Consider the following 632-nt stretch of genomic DNA (forward strand, 5'->3'; position numbering starts at 1 on the left):
GACCCCGGCGATGCGTTTGCGCTTCCTGCGCCGAACCATCAGGCCTGCCGCGTGGTACACGCGGTAGGTACGCTTCCAATTGAGCGTCCATCCTTCTCGGCGCAGCAGCACATGCAGGCGACGGTAGCCATAGCGTCGCTTCTGGCCAGCCAGCGCGGTCAGCCGCGCCAATAGTTCGCCATCGTCCGGGCGCTTCGCCGCATACCGGAACAACGATCTAGAGATTCCGATCAGCCCACAGGCCCGCGTTACGCCCAACGCATAGATGGTCATTAAATGCGTCACGGCGAGCCGCTTAGCCTGCGGGCCTACCACTTTCGGCTGACCACGTCCTTTAACGCCGCGTTATCCAGCATGGCATCGGCCAACAGATGCTTGAGCTTCGAATTTTCGGATTCCAGCTCCTTCAATCGCTGAGCTTCAGAGACCGTCATGCCGCCGAACTTCGTCTTCCAGTTATAAAAGGTCGCTTCGGCAATGCCATATTTCCGGCTGAGATCAGCTACTCGGGCGCCTGCTTCAGCTTCCTTTAGCACGCCAATAATCTGCTCTTCGGTAAATCGCTTTTTCATGCCTGCCTCCCATGTGGCAGACTCTAGCTTAGCACCGTACTAATTTCGGGTAGCAGGTCA

Annotated in this window: 1 pseudogene; it reads right to left on the reverse strand. The window is 57.6% G+C overall.

What is annotated here, in order from left to right:
- Positions 1–572: pseudogene (locus tag GTP41_RS27585) on the reverse strand (transposase); the annotation flags it as partial.
- Positions 573–632: the final 60 nt, after the last annotated feature.

This window comes from Pseudoduganella guangdongensis, assembly GCF_009857475.1.
GTDB classification, from domain to species: Bacteria; Pseudomonadota; Gammaproteobacteria; order Burkholderiales; family Burkholderiaceae_D; genus Rugamonas; species Rugamonas guangdongensis.